General features: G+C 25.9%; 19 protein-coding genes. 15 read left to right on the top strand and 4 right to left on the bottom strand.

What is annotated here, in order from left to right; all coding sequences use genetic code 11:
* The 8 genes from HMPREF3181_RS07810 to alr form a co-directional block, all read left to right on the top strand.
* On the top strand, nucleotides 1-206 hold a 206-nt coding region (locus tag HMPREF3181_RS07810; protein WP_197415906.1), incomplete at its 5' end, for a hypothetical protein.
* 216 nt (nucleotides 207-422) lie between these two features.
* Nucleotides 423-1,109, top strand: coding sequence for a 2-C-methyl-D-erythritol 4-phosphate cytidylyltransferase (gene ispD, locus HMPREF3181_RS01930; RefSeq protein WP_068472479.1), 687 nt, complete (start codon nucleotides 423-425; stop codon nucleotides 1,107-1,109).
* A 1-nt stretch (nucleotide 1,110) separates the two neighbouring features.
* A complete protein-coding gene (gene ispF / locus HMPREF3181_RS01925) occupies nucleotides 1,111-1,584 on the top strand; it encodes a 2-C-methyl-D-erythritol 2,4-cyclodiphosphate synthase (RefSeq protein ID WP_068472477.1) in 474 nt (157 codons plus the stop codon).
* A 10-nt stretch (nucleotides 1,585-1,594) separates the two neighbouring features.
* Nucleotides 1,595-2,773, top strand: a complete 1,179-nt coding sequence (gene metK / locus HMPREF3181_RS01920) for a methionine adenosyltransferase (RefSeq protein WP_068472475.1) — start codon at nucleotides 1,595-1,597, stop codon at nucleotides 2,771-2,773.
* A 48-nt stretch (nucleotides 2,774-2,821) separates the two neighbouring features.
* Nucleotides 2,822-4,012 carry a MalY/PatB family protein gene (locus tag HMPREF3181_RS01915; RefSeq protein WP_068472473.1) on the top strand — a complete coding sequence of 397 codons (1,191 nt, stop codon included), beginning with the start codon at nucleotides 2,822-2,824 and terminating at the stop codon, nucleotides 4,010-4,012.
* 113 nt (nucleotides 4,013-4,125) lie between these two features.
* The gene (locus tag HMPREF3181_RS01910; RefSeq protein WP_068472471.1) at nucleotides 4,126-5,505 is read left to right on the top strand and encodes a GTP pyrophosphokinase; all 1,380 of its coding nucleotides are present in this window, start codon (nucleotides 4,126-4,128) and stop codon (nucleotides 5,503-5,505) included.
* A complete protein-coding gene (locus HMPREF3181_RS01905) occupies nucleotides 5,505-6,728 on the top strand; it encodes an NAD(P)H-hydrate dehydratase (RefSeq protein WP_068472469.1) in 1,224 nt (407 codons plus the stop codon). Before HMPREF3181_RS01910 ends, HMPREF3181_RS01905 begins: the two co-directional genes overlap by 1 nt.
* 4 nt (nucleotides 6,729-6,732) lie before the next feature.
* On the top strand, nucleotides 6,733-7,914 hold the full coding sequence (alr, locus tag HMPREF3181_RS01900) for an alanine racemase (protein WP_068472467.1): 1,182 nt from the start codon (nucleotides 6,733-6,735) through the stop codon (nucleotides 7,912-7,914).
* Between the two features lie 42 nt (nucleotides 7,915-7,956).
* Here the strand turns inward: alr and rodA are convergent, their stop codons facing one another.
* Nucleotides 7,957-9,057 (bottom strand): rod shape-determining protein RodA, encoded by a 1,101-nt coding sequence (gene rodA, locus HMPREF3181_RS01895; RefSeq protein ID WP_068472465.1) that lies wholly within the window; start codon nucleotides 9,055-9,057, stop codon nucleotides 7,957-7,959.
* Nucleotides 9,058-9,185: 128 nt separating this feature from the next.
* Here rodA and HMPREF3181_RS01890 point away from each other — a divergent pair, with 128 nt between their 5' ends.
* The 3 genes from HMPREF3181_RS01890 to HMPREF3181_RS01880 all read left to right on the top strand — a co-directional run bounded on the left by HMPREF3181_RS01890 (nucleotide 9,186) and on the right by HMPREF3181_RS01880 (nucleotide 11,143).
* The gene (locus tag HMPREF3181_RS01890; RefSeq protein WP_068472463.1) at nucleotides 9,186-9,584 is read left to right on the top strand and encodes an ATP-binding protein; all 399 of its coding nucleotides are present in this window, start codon (nucleotides 9,186-9,188) and stop codon (nucleotides 9,582-9,584) included.
* A 117-nt stretch (nucleotides 9,585-9,701) separates the two neighbouring features.
* The gene (gene floA / locus HMPREF3181_RS01885; protein ID WP_156435980.1) at nucleotides 9,702-10,655 is read left to right on the top strand and encodes a flotillin-like protein FloA; all 954 of its coding nucleotides are present in this window, start codon (nucleotides 9,702-9,704) and stop codon (nucleotides 10,653-10,655) included.
* Between the two features lie 11 nt (nucleotides 10,656-10,666).
* The gene (locus HMPREF3181_RS01880) at nucleotides 10,667-11,143 is read left to right on the top strand and encodes a hypothetical protein (RefSeq protein ID WP_068472460.1); all 477 of its coding nucleotides are present in this window, start codon (nucleotides 10,667-10,669) and stop codon (nucleotides 11,141-11,143) included.
* Nucleotides 11,144-11,190: 47 nt separating this feature from the next.
* Here HMPREF3181_RS01880 and HMPREF3181_RS01875 read toward each other — a convergent pair whose 3' ends face one another.
* The gene (locus HMPREF3181_RS01875; RefSeq protein WP_068472458.1) at nucleotides 11,191-11,832 is read right to left on the bottom strand and encodes a Crp/Fnr family transcriptional regulator; all 642 of its coding nucleotides are present in this window, start codon (nucleotides 11,830-11,832) and stop codon (nucleotides 11,191-11,193) included.
* Nucleotides 11,833-12,098: 266 nt separating this feature from the next.
* Here HMPREF3181_RS01875 and HMPREF3181_RS01870 point away from each other — a divergent pair, with 266 nt between their 5' ends.
* The 4 genes from HMPREF3181_RS01870 (at nucleotide 12,099) to HMPREF3181_RS01855 (ending at nucleotide 17,194) form a co-directional block, all read left to right on the top strand.
* Nucleotides 12,099-12,746 carry a redox-sensing transcriptional repressor Rex gene (locus tag HMPREF3181_RS01870; RefSeq protein ID WP_068472455.1) on the top strand — a complete coding sequence of 216 codons (648 nt, stop codon included), beginning with the start codon at nucleotides 12,099-12,101 and terminating at the stop codon, nucleotides 12,744-12,746.
* Nucleotides 12,747-12,848: 102 nt separating this feature from the next.
* The gene (locus tag HMPREF3181_RS01865; protein WP_231723244.1) at nucleotides 12,849-14,018 is read left to right on the top strand and encodes an O-antigen ligase family protein; all 1,170 of its coding nucleotides are present in this window, start codon (nucleotides 12,849-12,851) and stop codon (nucleotides 14,016-14,018) included.
* A gap of 11 nt (nucleotides 14,019-14,029) precedes the next feature.
* Entirely contained in the window at nucleotides 14,030-15,925 is a 1,896-nt protein-coding gene (locus HMPREF3181_RS01860; RefSeq protein ID WP_068472451.1) for an ABC-F family ATP-binding cassette domain-containing protein, read from the top strand.
* A gap of 9 nt (nucleotides 15,926-15,934) precedes the next feature.
* A complete protein-coding gene (locus HMPREF3181_RS01855; RefSeq protein WP_068472449.1) occupies nucleotides 15,935-17,194 on the top strand; it encodes a Glu/Leu/Phe/Val family dehydrogenase in 1,260 nt (419 codons plus the stop codon).
* A gap of 43 nt (nucleotides 17,195-17,237) precedes the next feature.
* Here the strand turns inward: HMPREF3181_RS01855 and HMPREF3181_RS01850 are convergent, their stop codons facing one another.
* Together HMPREF3181_RS01850 and HMPREF3181_RS01845 are read right to left on the bottom strand one after the other, a co-directional pair.
* Nucleotides 17,238-18,584, bottom strand: a complete 1,347-nt coding sequence (locus HMPREF3181_RS01850) for a DUF6020 family protein (protein WP_156435979.1) — start codon at nucleotides 18,582-18,584, stop codon at nucleotides 17,238-17,240.
* Between the two features lie 535 nt (nucleotides 18,585-19,119).
* Nucleotides 19,120-20,220, bottom strand: coding sequence for a glycosyltransferase (locus tag HMPREF3181_RS01845; protein WP_068472445.1), 1,101 nt, complete (start codon nucleotides 20,218-20,220; stop codon nucleotides 19,120-19,122).
* Between the last annotated feature and the right edge of the window lie 23 nt (nucleotides 20,221-20,243).

The following is a 20,243-nucleotide window of genomic DNA, read 5'->3' as shown; positions in this document are numbered from 1 at the left end:
GTAAAGTTTCTGGAAATGTAAAAAATGGATTTGTAATTACAAATAAGGAAATTCCTGAAAAGCCATCTGTACCAAATCCACAAAAGCCTAAAAAAGAAAATAGAGTTCCAAAAACATCAATAGGGAATTCAATGTTTAGTTCAGTAACTATGTTAGTGATTAGTGGAGGAGTTTTACAAATTTTAAAAAATAGAAAAAGTAAATAGTAAATAATAAAATGCTATTAATAGTAAAGTAGCAAAATTTATTAAAAGCGTTGACTAAGTTTAATATTGATTTGGCTTTGTTATACGCTTTTTTTAATTTTTAAAATAAATTTGTTAGATTAAGTTATAACATTTATTTTAATTAATTGACAAATTTTTACATAAAATATAGAAAATAAATTGCAAATGTGGTACAATATAGGTCGAGGTGAAATTATGGCAAAACGAATTTCTGTTATAATTACTGCTGCTGGTTCTTCTAGTAGAATGGGGATTTCTACAAATAAAATTTTTTTAGATTTATGTGGAATTTCTGTTATTGAAAGAACTATTAATGCTTTTGTCGATATACCTGAAGTGGTTGAGATTATTTTGGTAACTAAAAAAGAATTTTTTAAAGATTTTGAAAAAATTATTAATAAAATTTCTTTAGATATAAAATTGGTTGAGGGAGGTTCTTCAAGAGAAGAATCTACTTTTAACGGACTTTTAAATGTGTCTAATTTTTCAGATTTTGTATTGTGTCATGATGGGGCTAGACCTCTTATTAGTAAGAGTGTTATTTTAAATGTTATAAATGAGCTGAATGGTTACGATGCAGTTATAACTGGTGTTAGGTCTAAGGATACTATGAAATTCGTTTCTTCTGAGTTAGAAGTTATTTCTACTCCGGATAGACGTTCTTTGTTTAATATTCAAACACCACAGGCTTTTAGAAAAAATATTATTTTAGATGGATATAAAAAGTTTTTTGGTGAAAATTTTTTTGTTACAGATGATTCTTCAATAGTTGAAAATTTAGGTATTAAAGTTAAACTTGTAGAAGGCGAATATTCTAATATAAAGATTACAACTATGGAAGATATTTGTTATGCAAGAGAATTGTTAGAAAGAGGTATTTAGTATGAGAATTGGACTTGGTTTTGATGTTCATGAATTGGTTACCGGAAGAGATTTGATAATTGGTGGAGTTAAAATAGAACATGAAAAAGGTCTTTTAGGTCATAGTGATGCTGATGTTTTAGTTCATGCCATAAATGACGCAATTATTGGTGCTTTGTGTTTAGGAGATATTGGAAAGTTATTTCCGGATAACGACCCTAAATATAAAGATATAGATTCATTAATAATGACTAAAGAAGTTGTTAGGTTGATGAAAGAAAAAGGATATAAAATTGGTAATGTTGATAGCGTTATTTGTGCACAAAGACCTAAACTTGCCGGTTTTATTTTACAAATGAGAGAAAAAATTTCAACTGTTTTAGAAACAGATATTGAAAATGTAAGCATAAAGGCTACTACAACAGAACATTTAGGTTTTGAAGGTAGAGAAGAAGGAATTTCTTCTCACGCAGTTGTATTGCTTGAAAAAATTTAAGGAGGAAAAGATGAAAAAAGTTTTATTTACTTCTGAATCTGTAACTGAAGGTCATCCTGATAAGATTTGTGACCAAATTTCAGATGCGATTTTAGATGAGATATTAAAAGTTGACCCAGTAGCGAGAGTTGCTTGTGAAACTTTAACAACAACTGGGGTTGTTATGGTTGTTGGGGAAATAACAACTTCGCAATATGTTGATATACAAAGTACAGTAAGAAATGTTTTAAAAGATATTGGTTATACTAGAGCAAAATTTGGTTTTGATGCTTCAACTTGTTCAGTTTTAACAAGTATTAATGAACAATCTAAAGATATTGCTTTAGGTGTTGATAGTGCTTTGGAATATAAAAAAGGAAATGAAGATAAGTATAATTCTGTTGGTGCAGGAGACCAAGGTATGATGTTTGGATATGCTTGTACTGAAACAGATGAGTTTATGCCTTTAACTATTACTTTAGCTCATAAGTTGACAAAGAGATTATCTTATGTTAGAAAAAATGATATATTGGGTTATTTAAGACCTGATGGAAAGAGTCAAGTTACTGTTGAATATATTGACGGAGTTCCTTCAAGAATAGAGGCTATTGTAGTTTCTACTCAACATAGTCCATCTGTTAAATCAGAACAAATAGAAGAAGATATTAAAAAATTTGTTATTGATGAAGTAATTCCTGAAGAATTAATTGATGAAAATACAAAGATTTATGTAAATCCTACAGGAAGATTTGAAATTGGTGGACCTATGGGAGATTCTGGTTTAACTGGAAGAAAGATTATTGTTGATACTTATGGTGGATTTGGAAGACATGGAGGAGGAGCTTTTTCAGGAAAGGACCCTACTAAAGTAGATAGATCCGGTGCATATATGGCAAGATATATTGCTAAGAATATTGTTGCAAGTGGACTTTGTGATAAATTAGAAATAGGTATTTCTTATGCTATTGGGGTAGCTAAGCCACTTTCTATTTATGTTGATACTTTTGGTACAGGCAAAGTTTCAGATGATAAAATAATTGAAATTGTAAATAAGGTATTCGATTTAAGACCTGCTGCAATTATTGATATTTTAGATTTGAGAAGACCTATATATCGTCAAATTGCTGCTTATGGGCATTTCGGAAGAAATGAATTAGATTTATCATGGGAAAAGTTAGACAAGGTTGAGGAAATTAAAAATTTAATTTAGGTTATTATTAAAATAATAAAATATAAAAAATTTTTAGGAGATGTTATTATGGGTAGATGTTATGATTTTAATGAGTATGTAGATAGAAAACATTCACATGCTGAAAAATGGAATAATATGGTTTCTGCTGGAGCACCAAAAAATGACCATTCAGTTTTATCTATGTCTATTGCTGATATGGAGTTTAAATGTTGTGATGAAATTTTAAATGCTTTAAAAGAACCTATTTCAAATGGAGTAATAGGATATGATTGTCCTTGTGAAAAGTTTTTTGAATCATTTATTAAATGGCAAAAAGAAAAAAATAATTGGGATATAAAAAAAGAATGGATAGTACCTGTTCCCGGAGTTGTTCCCGGAATAGCTAATACTATTTTGCGCAATACAAAAGAAGGAGATGCTATTATTATAAATACTCCTGTATATCCTCCTTTCTTTAATGCTATACATTTAAATAACAGAATTGTTGTTGAAAACAAATTAATTGAATTAGAAGATAAATACATTATTGACTTTGAAGATTTTGAAAAGAAAATTGTAGAAAATAATGTTAAATTAAGTATATTATGTAGTCCACATAATCCTGTTGGAAGAGTATGGACAAGAGAAGAACTACAAAGATATGGAGAAATTTGTAGAAAGCATAATGTATTAATGATTTCTGATGAGATTCATGGAGATTTAATATTAAAAGATTATAAACATACTCCAATTGCATCAATGAATGAAGATTTTTTATATAACACAGTTACGTTGACTGCGCCAAGCAAAACTTTTAATGTTGCCGGTCTTGTACAATCTGTTGCTATAATTCCTAATGAAGAACTTAGAACTAAATTTATAACAGGTTTAGTTGGATATGGTATTTTCCATATGGCAAGTTTTGCTGCTGTTGGTTTTACCGCTGCATATATGTATGGTAAAGAATGGTTTGAAGAATGTATGGAATATATTGAATCAAATATTGATTTTGCAATAGATTTTATAAATAGAGAAATACCAAAGGTTAAAGTAAAAAGACCACAAGCTAGTTTCTTATTATGGTTAGACCTTAGAGCTTTTGATATCGAACATGAACAGTTACACCAAAAACTTATCAATGAAGGTAAATTGTTATTAAATTCCGGAATGACTTATGGAGAAAATGGAAAGTTGTTCTTTAGAATGAATATAGCTTGTAACAGAGATATGCTTACTGATGGATTAAATAGACTTAAAAAAGTTATAGACAGCTTGTAATATAATTAAAGTTTGAAGACTGCCAATGCAGTCTTTTTTCTTTTGGATAAATTTTTTTGATTGTAAATCTTTTTAATCTATGGTAAAATATTTTTGTAATTGGAGGTGTTTTTTTGAAACTTGAAATTTTTGAATTTTTAGAAAAATCAATAGAACATATGGATAATAATATGGATTTTATTTCTAACTCATCTGAATCTTTAAAAAAATTTTTTAATGATATTTTTTTGAATTGTGATTTTTTTATAAATACAACAGCTAGAATAAAAACTGAAGATAGTATTAGGGAAAAATTGTTAAGAAATAACTATTATTATAGATTTTCTAATTATAAAGTTGCGATAGAAAATCTTCCTGATTTAATCGGTATTAGAGTTGAATGTCGATTTATTGATGATGAAAAAAAGATTTTTGATGTTATTTCTAAAAATTTTACTATTGAATTAGAAGATGGGTTTTATAGAAGTGAGTTAAATTCTAATATAGAATTAAAACTTAGTGAAAAACAACCTACAATTCAAAAAAATGGATTTGAAATTTATAAAATCGATGGAAGATATGTAGTAGAGGGAGATTATTTTGTTAATTTTGAGTTGCAGATAAAATCTCTTGTAAATATATTCTGGGGAGAAATAGACCATAGTGTTTTATATAAAAATTTTAGTTATATGGTAACAGAGGACTTTATTCGCTCAATAATGTTTTCTATTAAGGCTAATTTAACTATGATAGACAATCAATTACAAAGCGTTTATAATCATTTGAAAAATGTAGAAAATAAGAGTAATTATGACTCATCAAAAATACATTTAAAGACGATTGTATCAAAAATGGTGCATGATTTATATTCTGTAAAAATAAAGGAAACTACAGGCTTTGTTGTAGATTTTAAAGACTGTGCAAATATTATTGTCGATTATATTTTTTCAAAGAATAAATTTCAAAATTCTATGCGATATGAAGATTATTTTGTTAGATTTTTAAATAGACTTAGTAGCGCTAATAGCAGAACTATTGTAATTGGAGAAACTTTTGAATTTTCAGACAAAATTGAATTTAAAAATGATTTATGTAAAAAATTCGGTACAGGCCTTTTAGAGTTAGTAAATAAAGATTTTAAGTGGAATTTAATTTTTTCTGTTATTCAAGATATAGATGAAGATGATTTTTGTGAAGAATTTATTTCTTTTTCTGAATTTATTGTATTTGCTGTTGTAAAAAGAGTAAGACGTGCAGTAGATGATTTAAATATTTCTTCAGAAGACAAGTCAAAATTGAAGTGGGATATTGCTTATATAGTTATGGAATTTATTTGTAATTCTTATTCTCCAAGTTTAATTACTTTTAAGAGTATGAAAGAAGTTGAAAATAAAATTAGAAATTTCTTGAAAAATGTTGAGCAACCTGAAGAATTGTTTTCTTTAAATTATGAGGAATTATATAATTCTTTAGAGAGCAATTTTGTGAATAAAGAAATGGATGAGTTTGAATAATGATAGGTATAGATATTTGTAGTATTTCCAGATTTTCAAATATGAAAAATTTAGATAAATTTTTAGAAAAATATTTTACAATAAGAGAAATTGAGTACATTTCTAATACAGGATATAGAGATGAAACAATCGCCGGTATTTTTTCGTTAAAAGAGGCATTTGTAAAGGCAATAGGTACGGGTTTTGGTACAATTTTACCAATTGATGTGGAGGTTATACATAACTTTTCTGGAAAACCTGAATTAAATGTTTTTAATACCATTGAAAGCAAAATAGATGAAATTTCTTGTTCTGTTTCACATGATGGGGATTTTGCTATTGCTGTCGTTGATATAAAACTTTTTAAAGATAGTATAGCTTCTGAAAAATTTTTAGAATATAAAAATCTTATGATAAATAGAGATGAAAATGGACATAAAGGCACTTTTGGAAAAGTTGGAATAGTTGGTGGAAGTATCGGAATGTGTGGAAGTGTTGATTTGTGTGCTAAATCTGCACTTAGAACGGGAAGCGGACTTGTTTACAATATCTGTCCTAATTCTATTTCAAATATTTTACAAATAAAAGCTGTTGAAAATATTATTTTTCCTATAAATGATAATAATGAAGGACATTTTATTTTTGAAAATGTAAATGAAATAATTGAAAAAATAGAAAACTTAGATGCAATAGCTATTGGTTGTGGGCTGGGAAGAAGTATTGAAAATATAAAAATTTTAGAAACAATTATAAAAAATTTTCAAAAACCGATAGTTATAGATGCTGATGCTATTTTTTTCTTAAATGATATTGAAAAAGAAATTTTAAATAGAGAAAATATTATAATAACACCACACGAGGCTGAATTTTCAAGATTTTCAGGTTATGATTTAAGTTATATTAAGGATAATAGATTAGAATCTTTAATTAATTTTTATAAACAAGATTTAAAATATACTTTAGTTTTAAAGGGTAAAAATACAATAATAAAGTCAAAAGAAAATTGTATTATAAATAATACGGGAAATTGTGGAATGGCAACTGCAGGAAGTGGAGATTGCTTAACCGGAATTATTTTATCTTTGCTTGGTCAAGGCTTAGAAACTTTTAATTCTGCAAAGCTTGGAGTTTTTCTTCATGGCTTGGCAGGAGATTTTGCTAAAGATGAATTAGGAGAAGATTCTTTAATAGCATCAGATATTATTAAATTTTTACCAAAGGCTATTAAATATATTAGGGGGTAATATTATGTATGAAAATCAATCTTTGATTTTTGTCGATTTAGATAAATTAAAAAATAATTTTTTGAAAATAAAAGAAAAATGCAATGGAGCTAAAGTTGGAATAGTTTTAAAGGCAAATGCTTATGGACTTGGAGCTTGTACTGTTGCTGAATTTTTACAAAAACAAGGTGCAGATTATTTTTGTGTAGCAAATTTTTCAGAAGCTATGGAACTTAGGAAAAAGAAAATTAAATTACCTATTTTAATTTTAGGTTATGTTCCTAATGCTTTATTTGAAAAATTGATAAAAAATAATGTGGATTTAACTGTTTATAATATAGGAATGGTTAGAGAACTAAATGAAATAGCAGCAAAATGTAGAAAAAAATGTAAAATTCATATTAAAATAGACACCGGAATGAATAGATTAGGATTTTTAATTGATGATAAGTTAAGAGATTATTTAAAAGAAATTTATTCTATGAAACATATTATAGTTAAAGGAATGTTTTCACATTTATGCGTTTCTGATATTGATGATTTTTCATTTACAAAATTGCAAGTAGAAAGATTTGAAAAGGTTAAGTCAATTTTAGAAGAAGAAAATTTAAAAATGCCAATGTTACATATAGGAAATGACGGAGGAGTTTTACTTCACAATTATTATTATGATATGGTAAGAGTTGGAATTGGAATTTATGGACATTATCCTTCAGAATATGTAAAAGAAAATTCTAAAATAAAAATGGATACTGTTGTTAGTTTTGTAAGTACTGTAAGTAATATAAAGCACATTAAAAAAGGTGATACGGTTGGATACGGAAGAACTTTCTGTGCAGATAAGACTATTAAAGTTGCGACAATTTCTGTAGGTTATGCAGATGGTTATCCTTATGAGTTAAGTAATAAAGGATATGTTATGATAAATAATCAAAAAGCAAAGATTTTAGGAAAAGTTTGTATGGATCAAACTATGATAGATGTTTCTCATATTGATGATATAAAAATTGGAGATACAGTTTTACTTTATGGAGAATATAAAGATATGAAATTAGATATATTTGAAATTGCAAATATGGCAAATACAAATGTATATGATTTGATTTGTAGAATAAATATGAGAATACCTAGAGTATATATTGAAGACGAAAAAGTTGTAAGAGTTGTAGATTATCTATCAACAGAAAAAAATTACTATGAATTATAAGTAAAGCTCGGTTTGACCGAGCTTTTTTTATATAAACATTTATTACATAAAGTCTAATGGAGTTTTTTCACAAGAAATTGATAATACAATTCCCATTGCAATTAAATTTATTAATTGAAATGTTCCACCATAACTTAAAAATGGAAGTGGAATACCAGTTATAGGCATAAGCCCGATTGTCATTCCAATATTTTCAAAAATATGAGCTAAAAACATTGCACATATTCCTACGATTAAAAGTTGATTGAATTTATTTACTGTTTTTTTAGAAAGTTTAACAAATCTATAAAGCATAACAGTATAAAGTCCAATTAAAATTGTTCCACCTACAAATCCCATTTCTTCAACGAAAACAGGAAATATATAATCTGTTTGTTTTTCAGGAATAAAGTTAAATTGATTTTGAGGGCCTTTAAAGAGACCTCTACCGATAAATTTTCCGGAGCCCGCTGCAATTTTTCCTTGAACAGCTTGATAACCCGTACCTGTAACGTCACGTTCAGGGTGTAAGAAATTTAAAATTCTGTTTTTTTGATATGGAGATAGGCTTATATAAAAAATTGGAAGACTTGCTATTGTAGCAAATAATGTATAAACTACAAGTCTTAAGCTAATCCCTGCAACAAATAGCATTGAGCCTATTACTAACACAAACACAAATGCTGTTCCGAAATCAGGTTGTTTAAGAACAAGTGCAACAGGTAAAAAAGCAAACACTAAAATTTTTAATAAAGTTTTTGGCTCATTTATTTTTGCACTATTTTTTTCTATAACTGTGGCTAAACAAATAATCATACCAAGTTTTACAAATTCAGACGGTTGAAAAGATATTGGACCGAATCTAATCCAACTTCTTGCTCCAACTGAATCACCTGTACCAATTATAAGAACTAAAATTAAAAGAAAAATTGAACCTATATAAATTGGTAAGTATAACCTCTTTAAAAATTTTATATCAATTGCAATAAGTATAAACATTAAGATAAAACCTAAAGCGGTTGCAACAATTTGAGAAATCATAAAATTCCTTTTTAAACTTATTGTTGCACTATATAAATTAACTAATCCTATTAATATGATTAAAACTAGCGAAATAAGTATAAATAAATCTATTTTAGCTAAATTTTTATTTTTAAAAAACATATAAATCACCTCATAGTGTATATTATATTAAAAAAATTCTAAATATGCAAATAAAAATTTTTTAAAAATTTGTTAATAATAATTTTTAATTGGGTATATAAATTATATTATAAAGTTAGGAGCAAAATATGGATTTTGAATATGCTAAAATTATTAAAAGTGATTTAAATGATATTGATGATGCAGTTTCTTTTGTTTTGAATAAATTGTCATCTGTTGTTAGAGATGAAGAGCTTATGTTTAATATTAGAATTGTTATAAATGAAATAGTTATAAATAGTTACGAACATGGAAATAAATGTAATAGAGAAAAGGGAATAAATTTAAAAGTTTGTGTAAATACAGATTGCATACATATAAATGTTAAAGATGAGGGAGACGGAATAAATTACATATTTAACGAAAATGGAGATATAAATATGACTACGTCAGGTCGTGGTCTTAGAATTGTTAAACATTTAGTTGATGAATTAGAAATAAATAACAATGAAGTTAGTGCAAAAATAAAATGTGATAATTTAGATTAAAAAGAAATTAATTTATGAAATTGATTTCTTTTTTTGCTATTGCACTTTTTAAAAAAAGTGATATAATGTAATTATACACGATAGTGTAAATAAAAAAGGGAGGTTTTAGTTATGAGAATGTTACCAAGAACTAATAGCTTAGTTGTACTTTTAGTAGTGGTTTTGGTGTTCGGGTTCTTTTATTTTGTTCCCGTAGGACTTTGGATTACTGCTTTATTCAGTGGGGTTAAAGTAAAAATTTCAAACCTTATTGGAATGAAACTTAGGAGGGTTAGAGCATCAAAAATTATTTACCCATTAATTAAAGCTACAAAGGCTAATGTTAATATTAACATTTCAGAATTAGAAGCACATTATCTAGCAGGAGGTAATGTAAATAATGTTGTTGATGCTTTGATTGCTGCTCAAAAGGCAAATATAGAATTGACTTTTGAAATGGCAACAGCTATTGACCTTGCTGGACGTGATGTGTTAGAAGCTGTTCAAGTCAGCGTAAATCCTAAAGTTATTAATACTCCAAAGATTGCTGCAGTTGCTATGAATGGTATTGAAGTAATAGTTATGGCAAAAGTTACTGTTAGAGCTGATATTTCAAGACTTATTGGTGGTGCTGGAGAAGAAACTATTATAGCAAGAGTTGGAGAAGGTATTGTTACTACTGTAGGTAGTGCTGAAAGACATAGCTTAGTTCTTGAAAATCCGGATGCTATTTCAGAAACTGTTTTGAAAAAAGGTCTAGATTTAGGAACTGCTTTTGAAATTTTATCTATTGATATTGCCGATGTAGATATTGGTAGAAATATTGGAGCACAATTACAAGCTGACCAAGCGGAAGCTGATAAGAAGATAGCACAAGCTAAGGCAGAAGAAAGACGTGCAATGGCTGTTGCTGTTGAACAAGAAAACAAAGCTAAGATTGAAGAAATGAAAGCTAAAGTTGTTGAATCAGAAAGTAAGATTCCTCTTGCTATTGCAAAAGCATTTGAAGATGGAAATATTTCTGTACTGGATTATGAAAAATTAAAAAATTTAAAATCTGATACTAAAATGAGAGAATCATTAGCAGAATAGGGGTGTTTCCTATGAGTAAAAATTCAGGTTTTTTATCTTTTATTGATGAATTAAAGTCTGAGCTTAATGATATAAAAGCACAGTTGAATGAAGAACATGAAAGTTATAACGGAAATGTTTTAAAGGCATCAACTAAATCTAAGAATAAAAAAAATCAAAATAAGAGTAAAAAAAATAATTCTAAACAAAAATCTTATGGAAGTTTTGAAAGTTCTGAAGGTAAGAGTATTATGACTTCTTCTATGGAGGGTCAGGGCTTAGAAGGTTATTCTATTGAAGGAAATAGCATGATGACAGAGTCTATTGAAGGACAAAGTCAAATGTATAGTTCTCATAAAATGGAGAATACTAATTCAATAAAAGAAAATCATAATTTAGAAAAATTAATTAAGAAAAAAAATGACAGATTAGGCTTAAAGGATAGAGAAAATCTTTTAAGAGCAGTGGTTTATTCAGAAATTATTGGTAAACCAAAATCATTGAAATAATTTTAAAAGGAGGCGTTAACCTCCTTTTTTCGTATATCAAGAATTATTTATAGTAATTTAAATTTATTTTTTTTAAAGTCAATTATGCCTTCTTTTTTTAATTTGCTAAGCTCTCTGGATAGATTACTTCTATCGAGTGCAAGATAGTCTGCCATTTCATTTCGATTTAAATTTATTTCGATTTTATTATCTAGTGATAATATTTTTTTTTGATTTGAAAGATATTCTAAAATTTTTTCTCTAGTTGTTCTTTTTGATAATATTTGTAATTTTTTATTTAAGATTAAATTTTTTGTCGCTATTGTATTTAGTAAATTATTTAAAATTTTAGAATATTGATTTGATTTTGATAGACTTTTATATTCAATCCATAAAACGGAAGAATTTGTAAGTGAAATTACTTCGTGGGGAATATTTATTTCTAATGCAACTAAAGCCTCTGCAAATGTTACTCCTTTTTCAAAAACATTTAGTATATTTCTATTTCCAAAATAGTCAAAATTTGAAAGAGCTATTTTTCCTTCAGTAATTACTCCAAAATATTCTAATTTTATATTTTCATTTAATATTAAATCATTTTTTTTGTATTCTTTTTCGTAAAATGATATTACAGAAAAAGTTTCTATTATTTCATCTATTGAAAAATCTTTAAATATTGGATTGTCTTTTATTACTTCAAAATTATTCAAAGTGATTTCCTCCTAAATTTTATTAACTATATTTTAGAACTTTTTTTTACATTTTTCAAGATATTTTGTTTAAATTTAGTTAAAAAGTATTTATTATGATTAGTATAGAGTGATAAACTTTAATGAAATTAGTGATACATTGTAAAAAACATTGTAAAAAATATTGCAATAAAATTAGATTAGTGTTATAATACTTAAAACAGATAGTTGTTTTTAAGATTACATATTTAAGGATTAATTAAAAACATAGTGGTAGGAGGGTTATTATGTTAGACGAGAAAGTTTCTGTTGCGGTTATAAAACGTTTGCCTAAGTATTACAGATATCTTGAATTGATAGGGGATAAAGGTATTATAAGAGTGTCTTCTCAAGAACTAAGTAAAATAACTGGTTTGACTGCATCACAAATAAGACAAGATTTAAATCATTTTGGTGCTTTTGGACAACAAGGTTATGGTTATAATGTTGAAGAGCTAAAAATTGAATTGGAAAAAATTATGGGTGTTGATAAACCATACAATGTAGTTATTATTGGTTTTGGAAATATAGGTAGTGCATTATTAAATTATAGTGGATTTAGAAAAAAAGGATTTAAGGTTGTAGGAATTTTTGATAATTCTCCTGAAATCATTGGAAGTAAACATAATGATGTAGTTGTAAAAGATATTTCTGAAATGGAAGAAGTTGTTACTAGAGAAAAAGTAGATATTGCAATTCTAGCTATACCTGCAAGACCTGCTCAAGAAATTACAGATAAATTAGTTGCATGTGGTATAAAGGGTATTTGGAATTTTGCACCTATTGACTTAAAATTACCAAAGAGCGTTGTTCTTGAAAATGTTCATTTAGATGGAAGTTTATTGACTCTAACTTATTATATGAATAGTTTAAAAGATTATCCTGGTGTTAGATAATTATTTGATAAAACTCTTTTTTAAGAGTTTTATTTTTTTTGTTTTTATGCTATAATTGAAATAAGTTTTATCAAAAAATGTCTTATGAAAGGCTTTAAATATATGAATTATATTAATGAAATTTTAGAAAAATATGAGTTAAATATTGATGAACTTTTAATTTTAATTGTTTCATTTACGGTTTTTTTACCTTTTTATTTTTTAGTTTTTTCATTTAACGCTTTATTTTTCTATTTGTTAGTTAGTGGGAAAATTATTCCTGTTATAAAAGAAACTCCTTATGTTAAAAATATTTTAGCATTTTTGAGTCTTACAATATTTATATCAATATTAAAACACAATTTATATGGCATAGGCGTTTCAATTATTTTGTTTGAATTTTCTATGTTTTTTATGTATTATAGAATGATTATAAACAGAAAATTATTTTCAAGGATTATAAATTTATATATGATTGTATCGATTTTTTGTTTTATCTTGACGATTTTTTCTGTTTTGTATAATAAGTTCAGTATGCATTTAAAAATGTATGAATTTATTGAATATATGTCTTTACATAGACCTATATCATCTTTTTTCAATACAAATTACTATGCAACAATATGTGAATTTATAATTATAATAGCTATGTACTACTTTTTATCGAATAAAAATAAAAAGAGTAGATTATACTTTTTGTGTGTAAGTACACTTGCTTTTATAGTTTTATTTTTAACTGAAAATAGAACAGCACTACCAACTATACTTATAGCTACGTTGGTGCTTTCTTTGACTAAAAACAATAAGAAAGTATTTGCTTTTCTTGGTGTTTTTACAGTAGTTATAGTTATTCTAATGATTTTCTCAAATAGGGTATTTCCAAGATATGAATTTATAGGTAATTCACTTGGAACAAGAAAAGAAATATGGGAAAATGCAATTGAATTATTTAAACAAACTTTTTTATTTGGTAGTGGTCCTATGGCTTATCAAAATGCAATGTGGGTAACTCACCCTGCAAATCATGCACATAATATTGTCCTCGATTTGCTTATAAATTTTGGTATTGTAGGGATAGCTATAATATTTCCATTTTTCTTTGGATTATGTAAAAAAGTTTACAGTATAAGAAGAAGAAATTTATTTAGACTTATAATTTCCTTAACTTGTGTAGTTATTTTACATGGAATGTTAGATGTAACAATTCTTTGGCATCAAACTGCATATATATATTTTAGTGTTTTACTTGCAGCTGGAAAGGTTGGCACTTTTGAGTCTAAATTCATTTTCTAAAAGGGTGTATTATGATTATTTTAAGTGTTAATGGCTTGACTAAGTCATTTATAGATGAAAATATATTAGAAAATTTAACTTTTTCTATCTCGGATAGAGATAAGGTTGGAATTGTTGGAGATAACGGAAGTGGAAAGAGTACTTTATTTAATCTTTTAACAAAAGAATTATCTTTTGATAGTGGAGAAATAAATTTTTCAAAAAATGTAAATTTTTCTATTTTGCATCAAAATGTTTCATATACTAGTGAAAATAATGTGTATGATGAATGTTTAGAAGTTTTTGAAGATATTATTTCACTCGAAAACGAGCTTAGAGAATTAGAAATTGAAATGGGAAATAAAAATTTAAGTGATGATGAAATGCACAAACTTTTTGATATATATGAAAATAAAAGACGTTATTTTGAAGAAAATGATGGATACTCATATAATTCAAAAGTTAGAGGCGTTTTACTCGGTCTTGGTTTTTTAGAAACAGAATTTTCAAAATCTGTTAATAATTTAAGTGGTGGGCAGAAAAGTAGATTACATTTAGCAAAAATTTTACTAAAATCGTCAAATTTAATTTTACTTGATGAACCGACCAACCATTTAGATATGGAGTCAATTCAATTCTTAGAAAGTTATCTTCGAGATTATAAGGGGAGCTGTCTTGTTATTTCTCATGACAGATACTTTTTAAATTCTGTTTGTAATAGGATTTTTTCAATAGAAAATAAGAAATTAAAAACTTTTGACTGTGGATATGATGAGTTTATTTATAGACGAGAAAGAGAACTTGAAGTAAATAAGCATCTTTATGAAAAACAACAAAAAGAAATTTCAAGACAAAAAGAAATTATTCAAAGATTTGAAAATTATGGAAATAATAGATTTATAAAACAAGCCAGTTCAAGAAGAAAAATGCTTGAAAAAATGGATTTGATTGAAAATCCTGAAATTTATAAAAATTCAATGAAATTAAAACTTGTTCCTGAGGTTGAATCCGGAAAAGATGTTTTGACAATTTCTGATTTATCAATGGGATTTAATGAAAAGATTTTGTTTGAAGATATAAACTTAAATGTCTATAAAGGAGATAAGATTGGACTTGTTGGTAAAAATGGAGTTGGAAAGACAACTCTATTTAAGATAATTTGTCAAAAATTAGAGGGAATTAAAGGAAGTTGCAATCTTGGTGCAAGAGTTTCTTTAGGCTATTATGACCAAGAGCAAAAGACTTTGAATAATCAAAATTCTATTATGGACGAATTTTGGGATTCATACCCGAAGATGAATAATTTTGATGTTAGAAGTTATCTTGCAAAATTTAATTTTGTAGGCGAAGATATTTTTAAAAATGTTGGAGAATTAAGTGGTGGAGAAAGAGCAAGGCTTGAGCTTTTAAAACTTATGTTGTCTAAATCCAATTTTTTACTTTTAGATGAGCCTACAAACCATTTAGATATTGAAAGTAAAGAAGTTTTAGAAAAAGCAATTTCTGATTATTCAGGTACCGTTCTTACAATTTCTCACGATAGATATTTTTTAAATAAGGTTGTAAATAAAATTTGGTATTTGGAAGATAATAAAATTACAGAGTTTTACGGAAATTATGATTATTTTTTAGAAAAGCTAAATGAAAAAGATGAGCCTGAAGAAAAAATAATTTCTAAAACGGAGCTTGAAAAAGAAAAGAAGAAAAAAAGAGAAAAAGAAAAAGAAGAAAGAGCAAATAAGCAAAAATTAAAGGATATTGAAAATAAAATTTTTGAAATTGAAGATAAAATTGAAAGTTTAAATAAAGATATTCAAAATCCTGAAATTTTTAATGATAAAGATAAATTCTTAAAAGTTGGTGAAGATTTATCTAAGTTGATAAAAGAAAAGGAAAATTTATATTTAGAATGGGAAAATTATTTATAGGAGAATTGTATGCATAATGTTAATCCGTTAGAAAATGTTCAAAAGATTTTGAAAAAATCTTGTGAAATCTTAAATTTAGATGATAGTTTATATGAACTTTTAAAAGAGCCTGAAAGAACGATAGAAATAAATATTCCGGTTAAAATGGATAATGGAAAAGTTAGAGTATTTAAAGGCTATCGTTCACAACATTGTGATGTTATGGGTCCATATAAAGGTGGGATTAGATTTCATCAAAATGTAAATGTTGATGAAGTTAAAGCTCTATCTATTTGGATGAGTTTAAAATGTTCTGCTACACATTTACCTTTTGGTGGTGGAAAAGGCGGAATAATTGTAGATGTAAATGAATTATCGGAAAGTGAACTTGAAAGACTTTCAAGAGGATATGTAAAAGAGCTTTATAAATATATAGGAGACAGGTTCGATATTCCTGCACCTGATGTAAATACAAATGAAAAAATTATGGCTTGGATGTTGGACGAATACATAAAGCTAACCGGAAATAATACTCTTGCAACATTTACCGGAAAAGCACTTGAATTTGGAGGTTCACATGGAAGAAAAGAGGCAACCGGAGTTGGTGTTGCAGTAATGACAAGAGAGGCTTTGAATAAATTAGGTATTGATATAAAAGAGTCAAGAATTGCAATTCAAGGTTTTGGAAATGTCGGCTCAAATACTGCTAAACACTTAGAAAGAATGGGTGGGAATATTTTATCTATTTCAGAGTATGATAATGAAAAAGGCGTTTATACGATTTATAATGAAAAAGGATTTAATATTTCAGAATTAATTTCTCATTTTGAAAAATATAAAACATTAATCAACTTTGAAGGAGCAAGACTTATTTCAATCGATCAATTTTATTCTTTAGATGTTGATGTAATAATTCCATGTGCGTTGGAAAATTCTATTACAGAAGAAGAGGCAAATAAAATAAGAGCTAAACTGATAGTTGAAGGAGCAAATGGACCCGTTGATTATCTTGCCGATAGAATTTTGAAACAAAAAAATGTTGTAGTCATTCCGGATATATTGGCAAATTCCGGAGGAGTTATAGCTTCATATTTTGAATGGGTGCAAAATATTTCAGGTATTGATATGACTGAAGATGATGTTTTGAATAAAGTAGAATATAAAATGTTACTTGCATATAATGAAATATTAAAAATTCAACAAGAGTATGACGTAACGACAAGACTTGCATCTTACATTTATTCAGTATTAAGACTATATAAAATATTAAAACTAAGATCAAGAATTTAGAAAAATGTTTAATAATAAAAGAGTAGTAAGAAAATTATCCTTACTACTCTTTTTTATAACCATTTACAAATAAAAGTGGAATAAGTATTGGAACAGTTATAAATATTAAATATGAATACCTGTAATAATTTACTATAGGCGAATAAATACAAGTAAGTACAATGGAAAGACATAAATATATTAAAGGTCTAATTTTTTTGTTTCTTTTCAAAATTGAATATCCTATTGATAAGATAAGCAACCAAGTAGCAAATCCCGCTTTTAAAAATGAAGAAATTACAGGATATGAGGCTATAGAATAAATTATATTTGTTGTTGTTTTCTTTAATTTATGTATTTCTTTAAAATCTGTGTTTTGATTCCATCCTTTATCAAAATATCCATATTTTTCTTTTAATTGTAAGTTAGATGTTTTATCAAAAGTTTTAAAAGTGAACCAATCTGTTTTTGTTTCATACATATGTTCATAATAATCTCCAATCCACATACCTTCTCTAAATTTATAGGGATAAAAGTAAGATAAAGATAAATTTAAAATAGCATCAATATTTGTTTTAGGATGTTTTAAATACATTTTAAACCATAGTTTAAAGAAATCATTTTTTAAATCTTTAAAATTATCTTCCCTTATATGGTTTTTAATTGGGTCTGCACAATATGGGTCGAAATCATTTTTTATTTTTTCTAGTCCAAAAATTTTATCACATAATTTTAGCTCGTTTTCAGAAAATGATTCCGGATGATATTTAGCAACACTTGCTAATTGTTGAAATCTTGTAGATAAATAATCATATTTCATTGAACTTTCTAAAGGTTTTAAAATGCTTTTTGTGATTTTATTTGCTGAAAAACAAAATATTATAGATAAAAAAATTAATGTCAAAGTATTTATTCTATATTTTTTTTGAGTACCAAATAATAAGAATACCAAACCTACAATAACATAAATTATTGCTTTTCGGTGTAACATAAACACTCCAAAAACAGAAATTAGAAAATATATTATTGAAATATTTTTACTAAAGAATATTTTAGGATTGTAAATCATTTCAATCATCAATAAAACAAAAAGAAGCAAAAAATTACCTAATATAACGTCTTTATACAGTGTAAAACTATAAACTATAAAATATGGATTTACACAAAAATAAAAATACAAAGCTATTTTTAATTTTTTATTAAATTTAAATTCAAATAATTTGTATAGTAAAAGAGAATATACAATGCTTGTAAAAATTAAATTTATAAAATTAAAAATTCCAATTCCTATACCAACTGATGAAAAATATTTTAAACCGAGTTTTCCAAATAATCCTACTGTATAGATATAAAGATATGAGTGAGAATTAGATAATGGAAGAACTCCTATTCCTTCTTTTATACAGTACATACTATCCCACGTAAAATTTCCAGGGAAAAATATTACAAAAAATATTATTCTTATTATAAATATTGGTATTAGTATTTTAAAAAATTTTTTTAAAATAAATTTTTTGTTAGTAAATGTAGGTTGTTCAAAAGTTATATTTTTTGTTTTAAGGTATAAAATTCTAATAAAAAAATTAAAAACTATAAATGAAATAAACATTATTAAAAAAAATAAAATAATATAATATTTATTAACATTATTTCTAAATGATTCAATACCTATTGTACTTATTATTGAAAAGATAAAAGAAAATATATTTATTATCTTATTTTCTCTTTTTTCAAAATCTATTAAAGTTTTTAAATCCAAATTTTTTATTAATATAAATAAAAGGATAAATAACAATAAACAAATCAAACTATCATTATTTATAAAAATGTGAAAAAAAGTTTCTTTCTCAATTTTAAAATTTTTGTTTAAAGTCAACAGTAATGTAATTATATAGGATAAAAAGAAAGTTATTATAGATTTTTTGTGTGTTAATTTATCTAAAATTTTATTTTTCATAAGTTTGTTTCCTCGTTTTCTTAAACACCCAAGTTCTTTGAATCCTATAACTTATTAAAAATAGTATTGTATCTACAATGATTTTTATTATTGTTTCATTAACATTTGTTATTTTCCAAAGTAAAGAAACACTAAATGAAGATAATAGCATTTGAAAAATACATAAACTATAATACTTGTATATTGTTTTTTTGAAACTTTTTTCTCCATTAAAAACAAAATTCTTATTTACAAAAAAATTAAAAAGAGAAGAAAATATTCTTGCAATAACACTTGAAAAAAATATTGAATATGAATTTTTAACTAATGATGATGAAAAAATATATACGAATACTTTAAATAATCCTATGTCTATTAAAAATGAAGAGAGTGAGGTTAATATATAATTAAAAAAAGATGTAAAAATTACTTTGTATATTTTTACAGAATCTTTGATAGTGTTAAAATGTGTTTCTGCATTATTGTTATAATATACTGTTTCTATTGGTATTTCGGCTATATTTAAATTTTTTTCAAAGCAAGTTATTAACATTTTTGTTTCATATTCAAATCTTTCTCCAAAAATATCTAACATTTCGGGAATAATATTTTTAGGGAAACCACGAAGTCCTGTTTGAGTATCAGTTATTTTCTTTCTGTATAACAATTTAAAAACATTTACTGTTGTCTTGTTTCCAAATTTACTTTTTGGAGGGACATTTTTACTATCAAAATCTCTACAACCTATGATTAAAGAATTTGGATAAACTTCTAAATTATTTGCAATATTCAAGACATCTTTTGCTCTATGTTGACCATCAGAATCACAAGTTACAATTCCATTAAAATCATCAATATTAGGTAATGTCAGAAAAAAATTAAAAGCATTTTTTAAAGCTCTTCCCTTACCTAAATTTTTTGCATGAGTTAATATTGTTACACCATCAATTTGTTTTAAATCTTCAAAAAATTTTTTAAATCTTTCATTACTACCATCATTTACAACTAAAATATTATTTAGTCCATAATGTTTCAATTCATAAATATAATCAATTAAATTTTCCGGCGGATTTAAAGCAGGAATTAAAACCATAGTTTTTTTATTTTTCATAATAAACCTCCCCAAAATTTTAT

Source organism: Parvimonas sp. KA00067, from assembly GCF_001553085.1.
Lineage (GTDB): Bacteria > Bacillota > Clostridia > Tissierellales > Peptoniphilaceae > Parvimonas > Parvimonas parva.
The sequence above is the reverse complement of the archived record's forward strand: the minus strand, read 5'-3'. Positions and strand labels throughout refer to the sequence as shown.